This window comes from Thalassospira sp. HF15, from assembly GCF_011806525.1.
Taxonomy (GTDB): Bacteria; Pseudomonadota; Alphaproteobacteria; order Rhodospirillales; family Thalassospiraceae; genus Thalassospira.
Genome location: NZ_JAAVKI010000002.1, coordinates 126,181 through 138,533, shown reverse-complemented (window position 1 = coordinate 138,533; position 12,353 = coordinate 126,181). Strand labels below are relative to the sequence as shown.

General features: G+C 55.4%; 12 protein-coding genes. 5 read left to right on the top strand and 7 right to left on the bottom strand.

The window, feature by feature from the left end; all coding sequences use genetic code 11:
• Window positions 1–56: 56 nt before the first annotated feature.
• The 4 genes from argE to HED22_RS04155 are packed head-to-tail and all read right to left on the bottom strand — an operon-like array spanning window position 57 to window position 4,347.
• Window positions 57–1,235 carry an acetylornithine deacetylase gene (argE, locus tag HED22_RS04170; protein ID WP_167719413.1) on the bottom strand — a complete coding sequence of 393 codons (1,179 nt, stop codon included), beginning with the start codon at window positions 1,233–1,235 and terminating at the stop codon, window positions 57–59.
• Window positions 1,236–1,256: 21 nt separating this feature from the next.
• Window positions 1,257–2,759, bottom strand: a complete 1,503-nt coding sequence (locus tag HED22_RS04165) for a tripartite tricarboxylate transporter permease (RefSeq protein ID WP_167719410.1) — start codon at window positions 2,757–2,759, stop codon at window positions 1,257–1,259.
• An 18-nt stretch (window positions 2,760–2,777) separates the two neighbouring features.
• Entirely contained in the window at window positions 2,778–3,305 is a 528-nt protein-coding gene (locus HED22_RS04160) for a tripartite tricarboxylate transporter TctB family protein (protein WP_167719407.1), read from the bottom strand.
• Between the two features lie 52 nt (window positions 3,306–3,357).
• Complete coding sequence (locus HED22_RS04155; protein ID WP_167719404.1) at window positions 3,358–4,347, bottom strand: tripartite tricarboxylate transporter substrate binding protein; 990 nt, start codon at window positions 4,345–4,347, stop codon at window positions 3,358–3,360.
• A 189-nt stretch (window positions 4,348–4,536) separates the two neighbouring features.
• Here HED22_RS04155 and HED22_RS04150 point away from each other — a divergent pair, with 189 nt between their 5' ends.
• On the top strand, window positions 4,537–5,442 hold the full coding sequence (locus tag HED22_RS04150) for a LysR family transcriptional regulator (RefSeq protein ID WP_167719401.1): 906 nt from the start codon (window positions 4,537–4,539) through the stop codon (window positions 5,440–5,442).
• A gap of 83 nt (window positions 5,443–5,525) precedes the next feature.
• Here the strand turns inward: HED22_RS04150 and HED22_RS04145 are convergent, their stop codons facing one another.
• Both HED22_RS04145 and HED22_RS04140 read right to left on the bottom strand, forming a co-directional pair.
• Window positions 5,526–6,155 carry a LysE family translocator gene (locus tag HED22_RS04145; protein ID WP_167719398.1) on the bottom strand — a complete coding sequence of 210 codons (630 nt, stop codon included), beginning with the start codon at window positions 6,153–6,155 and terminating at the stop codon, window positions 5,526–5,528.
• Window positions 6,156–6,182: 27 nt separating this feature from the next.
• On the bottom strand, window positions 6,183–6,899 hold the full coding sequence (locus HED22_RS04140; protein ID WP_167719395.1) for a M48 family metallopeptidase: 717 nt from the start codon (window positions 6,897–6,899) through the stop codon (window positions 6,183–6,185).
• Window positions 6,900–7,117: 218 nt separating this feature from the next.
• Here HED22_RS04140 and HED22_RS04135 point away from each other — a divergent pair, with 218 nt between their 5' ends.
• Entirely contained in the window at window positions 7,118–8,338 is a 1,221-nt protein-coding gene (locus HED22_RS04135) for an argininosuccinate synthase (protein WP_062953614.1), read from the top strand.
• A gap of 93 nt (window positions 8,339–8,431) precedes the next feature.
• Window positions 8,432–9,178 (top strand): tRNA pseudouridine(38-40) synthase TruA, encoded by a 747-nt coding sequence (gene truA, locus HED22_RS04130; RefSeq protein WP_167719391.1) that lies wholly within the window; start codon window positions 8,432–8,434, stop codon window positions 9,176–9,178.
• A gap of 23 nt (window positions 9,179–9,201) precedes the next feature.
• On the opposite strand, the gene HED22_RS04125 is transcribed toward truA, so the two are convergent.
• Window positions 9,202–9,651, bottom strand: a complete 450-nt coding sequence (locus HED22_RS04125) for a MarR family winged helix-turn-helix transcriptional regulator (RefSeq protein ID WP_254869751.1) — start codon at window positions 9,649–9,651, stop codon at window positions 9,202–9,204.
• A 111-nt stretch (window positions 9,652–9,762) separates the two neighbouring features.
• On the opposite strand from HED22_RS04125, the gene HED22_RS04120 reads away from it, so the two are divergent.
• Together HED22_RS04120 and HED22_RS04115 are read left to right on the top strand one after the other, a co-directional pair.
• Window positions 9,763–10,230, top strand: coding sequence for a hypothetical protein (locus tag HED22_RS04120; RefSeq protein ID WP_167719389.1), 468 nt, complete (start codon window positions 9,763–9,765; stop codon window positions 10,228–10,230).
• Between the two features lie 342 nt (window positions 10,231–10,572).
• A complete protein-coding gene (locus HED22_RS04115; protein WP_167719385.1) occupies window positions 10,573–12,276 on the top strand; it encodes a methyl-accepting chemotaxis protein in 1,704 nt (567 codons plus the stop codon).
• Window positions 12,277–12,353: the final 77 nt, after the last annotated feature.

Genomic DNA, 12,353 nt, shown 5'->3' with positions numbered 1-12,353 from the left:
ATTCTGCTGCGGGGTGCCAACTGACAGTGCGGGTGGCGCATCGTCATGGTGAGATATCAGGCCGCGATGGCCTGATCGGTGAGCGCTTCGAGGAAGTCCAGGCATTCCTCGATCTGCGAAATTTCAATGAACTCGTTGGGCTTGTGGGCCTGCTGGATGCTGCCCGGGCCACAGATGATCGACGGGATGTTGCCCTGCTTTTCAAACACGCCGCCTTCGGAGCCATATGACACCTTGCCGGAAATCTCCGGGATGACATTGCGCACATACTCAAAGCCTTCGGCATCAGTGCAATCGCCCATCCCTGGATAGGAAAAGATCTTCTCAAAGCTAAACCCGGTGTCATCCGCCTTGGCCTTCATCTCGGCATCAAGGGTGTCCATGATGGTGGCTTGCAGATCAGCAATCACGGCTTCGGCGTCATGGTCGGGCAGATGGCGGATTTCAAAGGTGAATTCGCAATATTCCGGGGTGACGTTGGTCGCCGTTCCGCCACTGATCGTGGTGGTCAGCATCGTGCTGTGCGGCACGGTGAAATCATCGTCAAACGGGCCGGTTTCTTCAAACGCGCGGGCTTTCTCGGCAATCAGATTGATCGCACGTGACGCATATTCGATGGCATTGACGTGATTGGGCGCAAAGGAACTGTGGCCAGCCGTCCCGGTGACCGCCACCCGCATCGAATATTTGCCTTTCTGCCCGTTGATCACTTTCATGTCGGTCGGCTCGCCAATCACTGCCAGACGCGGCGGCGTATCCATGGCGGCCAAATGATCCACCATCGATCCAACACCGATGCAGCCGACTTCTTCGTCATAGGACAGGCACAGATGGAACGGGATGGTCAGATCACGTTTGACCAGTTCCGGGATCATCGCCAGCACACAGGCCGAAAAACCCTTCATATCGGCCGATCCGCGACCAAACAGTTTGCCGTCCCGTTCGGTCAGCTCAAAGGCCGGGCTGATCCAGGTGGTTTCAAGCGCCGGCACCACATCGGTATGACCCGAAAGCGCGATGCCTGGCATCCCTTTGGGGCCGATGGTCGCCAGAAGGTTGGCTTTTTCCCCGGTTTCGTCATGAAACAGGGTGCTTTCAATGCCGTACTCGGCCAGATAGTCACGGACGAAATGGATCAGACCGAGATTCGAGTTCTTGCTGGTCGTGTCGAACGCCACCAGCTTGCCAAGTAGATCGATGGCATGATGGAGACGGGACATGTTTGGTTTGGACATTTTTTCTTCTCGTTACTCGGATCAGGAGGCAGATGACGCATCGGCATTGCGGTTGTCGCGCCATTTCTTCCATTCGCGGCGAATGGTCAGAATGACGAACAGAACGGTCAGGGCAAAGAAGCCCCAGGAAATCCATGACTGGAAGAACACACCCAGATCACCGCGCGAAATCGCAAGCGACCTGCGCATATTGTCTTCAAACATCGGACCCAGAATAAAGGCGATCAGGAACGGGGCCGCCGGGATGTTCAGCAACATCATGGCAAAACCGACCACACCCATGACCAGAAGGACGGTGACATCAAACGGGCTCGCTCCGATGGAATAGATGCCATAGACGCACAGGATCAGAATGCAGGGCAAAAGCAGCGTCTGGGGAATGCGCGAGATTTTGGTAAACGCCCCTGCCGTTGCCTTGCCTGCGATAAACAGGAAGACGGAACTAAACAGGATGCCGATAAACAGCGCATAGACATCACCGATATTGTTCTGGAACAGAAGCGGACCCGGTGTGAGGCCATGGATCATGAACGCACCCAGCATCACACCGGTAATCACATCGCCCGGCACACCAAGCGCCAGAAGCGGGATCATGGTCGCGCCACATGAACCGTTGTTGGCAGACTCGGATGCGGCAATGCCTTCAAGCTCGCCTTCGCCGAACTTGTCCCCGTTTTTCGACGTCCGGCGCGCCTCGCTATAGGAAAAGAATGCAGCCGTCGACGGGCCAATCCCCGGAATGGCACCCAGGATCACGCCAATGATCGATCCACGGAAAATCGATTTGATCGACCCGCGAACTTCCGAAAGGGTCAGGCGGTTATCGCCAAGCTTCATGGCAGCCGCGTTATCTTCCGGGCGGAAGACGACCATTTTGATCAGTTCGGGCAGGGCAAACAGGCCGATCAGAACCGGCACCATGCCAAGACCCGATTTCATGTCTTCAGACAGAGCAAACCGGAACGAGCCATACATGTCCTCGCCAACGGTTGCCAGCAACAGGCCCAAACAGGCCGAAATGATGCCCAGAACCAGCGAACGGCCCGAAATACTTGCCACAATGGTCAGTGAAAACGCCATCAGCATGAAGAATTCCGGCGGACCAACGCGCAGGGCAAATGTCGCCAGCGGAATGGCCAGGAAGAACAGCGAAATGTTTGAAATAAAGTCGCCGATACAGCTTGATACCAGCGCCATATTAAGCGCCTTGCCACCCTTGCCAGCGCGCGCCAGTGGATAACCGTCAAGTACCGTACAGGCCGCCGATGCGGTACCCGGTGTTTTGATCAGGATGGCGGAGATCGATCCGCCATAGGTTGACCCTTTATAGAGCGCCACCAGAAGAAGGATGCTGGTGACCGGCGGCAGATAAAACGTAAAGGGCAGTGCCAGCGTCACGGCCATGGTTCCGGTCATGCCCGGAATGGCACCAATGATCACCCCGGCCCAGATCCCGGCAAACATCGCCAGAAAGTTCGGTAACGTTGCGACCGCCTCAAAGGCGTAAAGCAATTCATTCCACATAACGGTTGGGGCTCTCGGTTAAAGTGTTACGAGGTCAGAAAGGCTCAAAGACAACAGCTTGCCTTCCGGAAACGGCGTGTGCGTGACTTTGGTAAACAGCAGATACAGCAAGACCGGGAAGATGATCGAAAGCCCGATCATCCAGAATTTGCGCTCGAAATTGCCCGTCATGATGAACAATGCCCCCAGCAGCAGAACTGTTGCCGGGACAAAACCGATCAGCGGCATGCCATAGACAAAGGCAGCAAACACGATCAGCACGATGACGAAACGCATCAGATGGGTCTTGTTGCCAAGCACGCGGTTGCCAAGGCTGCTGACTTGATTGCGACTGGCTTCGCGCATCTTCGGAAAGGCCAGAACAAGGGCAAGTACCCCCATCACCAGCCCGATGACGGCGACCACGCGGGGCCACATATCCGGCGGCGGGGCAAAGCCCGGAATGAAAGACGGAACCTTCACATAGATCGGGATCAGAACGAACAGGATGACGGCAAAGAATACCGTTGCCACCAATCCGGCATAGAAATCGCGATTTTGGTTCATGGTTCCGTCTCGCATCAAAAGTCTGAACTAAACGACGTTAAAAAACGTCTGCTTACTGGATGTAGCCGAATTTCTTGGCCATGCCGTTGTAAAGCTCGAACTGGCTTTTAACGAAGGCCGCCGGGTCCTGATCACCAATGATCGAGGTCGAACCACGCTTGGCCGCAAGATCAAGCCACTGTTCATCGGTCGCGACTTTGCCAAGGATTTCGGTCCATTTGGCAACGACGTTTTCCGGCAGGCCTTTGGGCGCATAAAGACCGCTCCAGCCGCCAACCTGACCGGCCTGGGCATAGCCCAGTTCCTTGGCGGTCGGGACGTCCGGCAGGCTTGCCATACGTTTCGGCGAATAAACCATCAGCGGGCGCATTTTACCGGCTTCGATGTGGGGCATCAGGGAACCGGCAGCAATCGCCAGGAAGTCAACGTGACCGCCAAGAAGGGCAGCAGCCAGGGCAGAGCCGCCTTTATATGGCACGAGGGTGGAAGCGGTCAGCGGGTCCAGACCCACATCAGACAGCAGTGCCTGAACCGTAAAGCCGTCAATCGCGGTGGGGCCGGATGCGGCGTAGGTGGTGGCACCATTGCTGTCTTTGATTTTGGCAATCAGCTCATCGATGGTCTGGATCTCGGAATTTGCATTAACAGCCAAAATCATCGGGGTTGCTTCAAGCATGCCAAGGAAGGTGTAGGCATCCCAGCCAACCGGGCTGTCGGTGTAGACCGCCGGATACAGCGCCATGCCGACACGCGATAGAAGAAGGGTATAGCCATCCGGGTCTGCTTCGGAAACAAAGCGTGCGCCGTTCATGCCGCCATTGCCGGTCTTGTTGACCACAACAACCGGCTGACCGCCGGTATAGTTGCTTGCGGTTTCTGCCAGCGCGCGGGCTGCCAGGTCAGATGCACCGCCAGCACCATATGGTGCGACCAGCGTCACGGCTTTTTCAGGATAGGCGTCAGCCTGGGCGGTGGAAATCATGGTTGTCGTCGCAAGGATGGCGGCAGCTATCCCGGCTGCTTTCTTGAGCTGTTGAAACATTTTCATGTCTCCCTGGGTGGTGGTGGCAGGATTGCCGAAGCTCTGACTTGGAGTCACTCTGTCATTTATTTTTGTGCCTTCCTGCATAAACAAAGCATAACTGGTGACGCAAAAAATTAATTCCAGTATAACTAATCTACATACTGAACGGCGTTTTACCGCTGAAATCCTGATTTTTGGGGAGGCAACGTGAACCTGCGTGAACTTGAAAGTTTCAATGCCTTTATGACCCACGGTTCTGTTACGCGTGCAGCACAGGCGATGAACATCTCGCAACCGATGGTCAGTCGCTTGCTGAACAGCTTTGAAAAATCGGTCGGCTTTGAGCTGTTTACCCGCAAGCGCAATCAGCTGATCGCGACCAGCGAGGCCCAGCAGTTTCATGCGACCGTGCTGCGGTCGTTGAATGCATTTCGCGAAGTTGAAACCCAGGCGCGTGCGATTGCCAATGATCAGCTTGGCGCCATCCGCATCGCTGCTCAGCCGATCTATGTCGACACCTATCTGCTTGATGTTGTGGCAAAGTTCAAACAAAGCCACCCCAACGTTTCGGTCAGTATTACCGATACGGGGCTTGAGGGCATGTTGGACATGATTGCCACCCGCCAGTGCGACCTTGGCATTGGCATTACCCTTGATCTTCAGGACCCCGATGTTCTGGTGACACCCTTGGCGCAATCGCGCGCGGTTTGTCTGATGCCGGTCGATCACAGGCTGGCGAAGTTCGAGACCATCGACATTGATTTGCTGCGCGGCGAGGACTTTGTCGAACTCTCGATCGGCTCACCCTTGCGCACCAAAATTGACTATATCTTCCAGATTGCCGGCTGGCCGCGCAAAATCGCGGTCGAGGCCCGCACCATCCGCACGATCTCGCGTCTTGTCGAACGCAATGTCGGCATTTCCGTCAGCGACCCGTTTGCCGCCCTTCTGGTCGATACCGACAAGGTGGTCGCCCGCACCCTGACCCCCACCATCGAATGGGATGTGGCGCTGTTTACCTCGTCACGGGAACTCAGTGCGGTCGAAAAAAGCTTTCTGGCATTTTTGCGCGCCGAATTGCCAAATCTGCGCGCCAGTGGCTGTATTGTATGAGGATTTGTTTTGGCCGGATTTCCAGCGATATTTGGGAATCGGGGCATTATTCACCAAATTTGAATAATGGCCGTCATTATTCACTATTTCCGGTCAAAGGCCAGCTTGGCCGCCAACCCCAAAAAGATGCAGCCGGTGACGATCTGAAACCCCCGCGCAATTCGGCTTGAACGCGCCAGAATCTGGCCAAGTTTCCCGGCAAAACTACCGACCAGACAATTGATGATTGTGCCGCCGATATTCAGGATCAGGCCAAAAATCAGAAACTGCCCCAAAACCGACCCGCGCGACGCATCGACAAACTGCGGAATAAACGCCAATACAAAGACAATTATCTTGGGATTGAGCAGGTTCACCACAATGCCATCCCGCCAGGCACGAAACACCCCGGAACGCTTGGTTTGTGCGGGTTTCAGGGCCGGGTTGCCGGATCGAAATGTGCTGATCGCCAGCCACACCAGATAGGCGATCCCCGCCCAGCGCAACACATCAAGGGCTATCGGATGGGCCGCGACAAGGGCCGCCAACCCCAACCCGGCCAATGCCGTGTGGATCAAGGACCCCGTGGCAATCCCGATGCTTGCGGCATTGCCCGCAGCCGGACCGGATTTAATCCCCTGACCCAGACAAAACAGCATGTCATTGCCCGGCGTCATGTTCAGCGCCAGGGCCGTGGGGATGAAAATTGCCAGTGTTTCCAACGGGATCAGCATCTGTGGCGTCCTTTATCTTCCGGTCTGCTAGCTGCCCGCGCCATAGCGGTGCAGGGCCGGGCCGTTTTTCTTAAGCCAGTGTTGCTGCTTTTTCGACGGGCCATAAAGGTCTTCGACCACGGCCCAGAACCGCGCGGAGTGGTTCAGTTCCTGCAAATGCGCAACTTCGTGGGCGACGACGTAATCCAGAACATCTTCCGGGGCCAGCACCAGCCGCCAACTGAACGACAGATTGCCAGAGGATGAACAACTGCCCCAGCGCGTGCGGGTATCTTTCAGCGAGATGCGATTGACCTTTTTATTGATCATGTCGGCATAGGCATGCGCACGCGGGGCAATTTCAAGTTTGGCCTGCTTTTTAAGAAAATCGGTCACACGGCGGTTGGTGTGTTCGGGCTGGCCCGACACCCAGATGACGCCGGCCTCAACCCAGACGCCGCGTTTGGCATCGGGGACGGCGCGAATGGCGTGGTCATGGCCCATGAAGGGAATCCACGCACCGGGCATGAACTGCACCCGTTCGGGCAGGCGGCTCATGTGGGCTGTGACCCAGTCGCCATGCTGATGAAGCATCGAAATCGCCATCTTGCGCGACACCCCGTTGGGCACGACGATTTCGACCCCGTCAAAACTGGGATCAATGCGCAGTTTGAGTCGCGTCGCACGCGCACTGGGGCGTAACCGGACCGGCAGCGGGCCGATTTGGGGCAGATCGATCTCGGTTTCTTCGGTGTTCTTAAGCATTCGGCGCGGATTTTTCCAAAACAGAGACAAAAAGTGCGATCTTTTTGTGCCTTTTTGCGGCCAAGCCCATCTTGGGTCTTGCCCCCTAGTAGTGTTTTCCTATACTCCGCGCTCAAGGTCTAGGGGCGATTTGCGACATATGAGTTGCAGCCCCGACGGGACGCAGGCGTTGGGTGCCGCGCCCTGCATTACATCGGAAGAAGAAAGGCGTCACTCCCATGAGCGATCAGGTCAAAAAGGTCGTCCTTGCCTATTCAGGCGGTCTGGATACCTCCATCATCCTGAAATGGCTTCGCGAACAGTATAACTGCGAAGTCGTAACCTTCACCGCCGACCTCGGTCAGGGCGAAGAGCTGGAACCGGCCCGTAAAAAGGCAGAGATGTTCGGCGTCAAACAGATCTTCATCGAAGATCTGCGCGAAGAATTTGTCCGCGACTATGTCTTCCCGATGTTCCGCGCCAATGCGCTTTATGAAGGTGTCTATCTTCTGGGGACCTCGATCGCGCGTCCGCTGATCGCCAAGCGCCAGATCGAGATTGCCAAGGAAGTCGGTGCTGATGCGGTGTCGCATGGTGCCACCGGCAAGGGCAACGACCAGGTCCGTTTTGAGCTTGGCTATTATGGCCTGAAGCCGGACGTCAAGGTGATCGCGCCGTGGCGTGAATGGGATCTGAATTCGCGTACCGCACTTCTGGACTTTGCCCAGAAACACCAGATTCCGATTTCGGCCGACAAGGCCGGTGGCGATGAGCCGCCCTATTCGACCGATGCCAACCTTCTGCACATTTCCTATGAAGGCAAGGCGCTGGAAGATCCGTGGGTCAAGCCGGACGAAAACATGTTTGTCCGTACCGTTTCGCCGCAGAACGCACCCGATGCGATCACCACGATTGAAATCGAGTTCGAAAAAGGTGACCCGGTTGCCATCAATGGCGAACGCATGAGCCCGGCGACCTTGCTGACCAAGCTCAACGAGCTGGCCGGTAAAAACGGTATTGGTCGTCTGGATCTGGTGGAAAACCGCTATGTCGGCATGAAGTCGCGCGGCGTCTACGAAACCCCGGGCGGCACGATCCTGTTGACCGCGCACCGTGCGATGGAAAGCATTACGCTTGATCGTAACGCCGGTCACCTTAAAGACGAGCTGATGCCGCGTTATGCCGAGATGATCTATAACGGGTATTGGTGGTCGCCGGAACGTCAGGCCCTGCAGCGCCTGATCGACGACACTCAGCGTTCTGTCAACGGCACCGTGCGCCTTGACCTTTATAAAGGCAACGTCACCGTCACCGGCCGCAAGTCGCCGAATTCGATCTATTCCGAAGAACACGTCACGTTCGAAGCTGACACGGTTTATGACCAGCATGATGCAGAAGGCTTTATCAAGCTGAATGCGCTGCGCCTGCGTCTTGGCTATGGCAATGACGATCTGAAATAATCACGCAGACTTTGTGTGAGACAGAAACGAGGGGCCCATTCGCCCCTCGTTTTCTTTTGGATCAGAAGACATTCCGAAGATATAAATCAGCCCATGCAGCGCTATAAATGCACCGTCGAATATGATGGCCGCCCCTATCACGGCTGGCAGTACCAGGACGAAGTGATTTCGGTTCAAAAGGTGTTTGAAACCGCAGTCGAAAAATTCGTCGGCGAATTCGTGCGCGTTTATGTCTCGGGCCGGACCGATGCCGGGGTGCATGCGTTAGGCCAGGTGGTGCATTTCGATCTGCCGAAATACTACCCGGCAGAAGCGGTGATGAATGCGATCAACCATCACCTGAAACCCGATCCGGTGGCGGTCAAGGAATGCGTTGAGGTTTCTGAGGACTTCCATGCGCGGTTTTCGTCAAAGAAACGATACTATATGTATCGCATCATCAATCGCCGGGCACCGCTGACCTTTGAGGCGGGGCTGGCCTGGGGGGTTTATAAGCCCCTTGATGTCGATGCGATGAACGAAGCCGCCCAACACCTGATCGGGACATTTGATTTCTCATCATTTCGCGCCAGCGAGTGTCAGGCCAACAGCCCGATCAAGACACTTGAAAAGCTTGAAGTCAGCCGCGGGACCGAAAATCCGCTTGAAATCCGGGTTCATACCGAAAGCCGGTCGTTCCTGCATCATCAGGTGCGCAATATGGTCGGAACGTTGGTTCTGGTCGGCAAGGGCAACTGGAAGCCGATTGACGTCAAGCACGCGCTTGAGGCGTGTGATCGTGCCGCGGGTGGCCCAACCGCGCCCGCCGACGGGCTTTATTTCGTCAAGGTCGATTACTGAACACGAATCCGACTTTGGACTTGTTATGGTTCAGACGGATCGTCTGCCTGTGACAGGGTTGCGGTGACCTTGCCGAGGGCTTCCATGAAGACGCGGCGTTCCAGACTGTTTAAATCCGACAATGCGGTTTCGTTGACCTGATCAACGATGGTTTTGATCTCGTCGGCGCGGGCAAGCGCCGCCTTGCTTAAGCGGATATGAGTGATCCGGCGGTCATTGCTGTCTTTTTCGCGGACAATCAATCCATCACGATCCATGCGGTTCAGGGTCGCGGCCATGGTGGGTTGTTCAATGCCAGCACCAAGGGCGAGTTCCTTTTGAGTGCGCGAACCACCATCGGCGAGGGCAAAAAACACCGGTAAATTACCGCTGCTCAGACCCAGGGGTTTGAGTTTGCGGTCAATCATGCGGGCAAACAGGCGGGCCGCCCAGTTGGTCATATAGCCAGCAGATCTATGGCGGGTCAGGGACATCGGGTCTCCAGTGCTTCGGGTAGATACATAGCTTGCTATGTAATACATAGTATGCTATTTAAATACGTGTGGCGCCACATCGCAATCATTGATCATCAAAGAGAGATTCCGATGTCCACACATACGTATCGCCCCTTATCGATCCTGCACCGCATTGCCGGTGGCATTGCCCTGTTGCTGATCACGACTTTCTGGGTTTCGACCGTGATTGTTGAGCTCCGCGGTAATGTCGCAGAGATTCTCCTGGTCAAGACCGCGATTGCCTATGGCCTGTTGGCTTTGATCCCGTGCCTGATGGCAACGGGGGCATCCGGTTTTCGGTTGTCAGGTGGCAAGAAGGCAGGCTTGCTTGGCGTAAAGCTGCGCCGGATAAAAATCATCGCAGGCAACGGTGTTTTGTGTTTGATGCCATGCGCCATATCGCTTGCCGTAATGGCCCAGCACGGGCGTTTTGACGTCGTGTTTGCGGTTGTTCAGGGGATCGAGCTTTTGGCCGGGGCGATCAACATCTATTTGATCGGTCGCAATATCCGCGATGGCATGCGCCTTGTGCGCCCTGCTGGCATCCCGGCTGGGTAAGGTTCCTGTGAATGGGATTTGCGTGATGTCATCGGGTTGCAGATTGGCGCATCACTTTTCTCTCACGGTCTATTGAACCGCTCTTCAGTTCAATCTTCGAGCACAGAACTTTGTCCGATGGTATCGGTAAAACCCGGTTTCCGACGTCCTGCAAATGGCGAGGAGATCGGGTTATTCGCGTTTAAGTCATTGTGATTCAAGGTTTAGCTGTATACCGAAGTTTAACCTATGGTATTTAATACAATATAATGGATACCTGTTCGAACACTGAACTCTTGATCAATCAACGTTGTCTGATGTGCTCAGACGATGAATATGGCGCGCCATTCGAAGGGAGAGAGAATGTCGAAGAGTCTCATTTTTAAGGTGGCCCTGGCCGCCGTTGCGATCCTGATTGCAGGCATCGCGCTTCTGGGCTTGCTGATCATGCAGCGCATCGATGACAAGGTGGCAAGTGACAGCCTTGAATCACAAAAATTGAACCTGCGTGTTGCAGCCACCATTTTTCAGGATAATTACCCCGAATTTTCGATGAAGATCAGTGAAGATGGTGAAACCACTGATCTTGTCATTCCCGAAATTCCCGACCTGTCATCACATGAACTGATCGACTCGATTGGGGCTGCGACCGGCCAGACCGCAACGGTGTTTGCCTACGTTCCGGCCGAACAGGACTTTGTGCGCGTTTCGACCAACATCATCAAGCCGGACGGTAAACGTGCGGTGGGTACGATGCTGGGCAAGGGCAGTGCCGCTTATGATCCGATCATGTCGGGCAACACATTCCGCGGCGAGGCGCTTATTCTTGGTACGGAATATGTGACACAATATTCGCCGATCAAATCGCCGTCAGGCGACACGCTTGGCATTCTCTATGTCGGGATCAAAAAGGCCGAGGTCGCGGCAGTTGCGGGTGAGATCGAAACCCGGATTGCCATTGTTGGTATCATCGTTGCCATCGCATCGGCTGTTTTGCTGACACTTCTGCTGCGCTGGCAGCTTGGCCCGCTTCGCGATCTGGGTCAGACCATTTCCCGGTTTGTCGAACGTGATTTTTCCGAGGAAGTTTCCTTTACCGACCGCACCGACGAGATTGGCGTGATCGCCAACGGACTTGTGCGTTGGCGCGAAACGGCCGAGAAAATCGAAGAAGCCGAAGCTGCCCGAAGCGGCGCCGAAAAACGTTCCGAAGAGGCACGTTTGGAACAGCGTAACCGTCTGGCCCATGAACTTGAACAATCCATTGGCCAGATTGTCGCGTCCGTGCGCCAGTCTTCCAGCGGTATGCAGAAATCGACCGAGTTGATGCGCGAATCTGCCAATCATTCGCTGAACCAAAGCCAGCGTGTGTCCGAGGCCGCCAATGAATCGGCGCAAAGCGTTCAAACGGTGGCTGCTGCGACCGAGGAGCTTTCGGCATCGATCAGTGGTATCGGTGATCAGGTCCGTGAATCGACGGCGATTGCAGAAACTGCGGTCGGTGAAGCATCGCGGGCCAACGAGATGGTTGGTGGACTGGCCGAAGCAGCCGAGCGCATTGGTGAGGTTGTCAGCCTGATCAATGACATTGCTGCTCAGACCAACCTTCTGGCACTTAATGCCACGATCGAGGCGGCCCGTGCCGGGGAAGCCGGCAAGGGCTTTGCGGTTGTTGCACAAGAAGTGAAAAACCTTGCCAACCAGACCGCCAAGGCAACCGACGAGATTGCCCAGCAGATCGGCGGCATTCAGGACGAAACCAAGGTCACGGTCGAGGCGATTGAGAAGGTCACGCATACGATTTCGTCGATCAACGAGATTGCCACGGGCATTTCATCAGCGGTGAGCGAACAGAACTCTGCCGTCAGTGAAATTGCCAACAGCGCGACCAGCGCATCGTCCGGATCAAACGAGGTCGTCTCCAACATCAACGAGATTCACGAAGCTGCAGCCAAAAGCGGGGCTGCTGCCAGTGAGCTTGATGAGAATGTTGGGGCCATGGCAAAGCAGATCGACAGTCTGCAAAAGACCGTCTCGGACTTCCTGTCGCAATTGCGCGCAGGCTGATCAACCAGGTTCCGCGACCGCAAGGCTTTCGCGTTGTTAACTAAAAAAGGGTGGGACGTGTCCCACCCTTTTCGTTT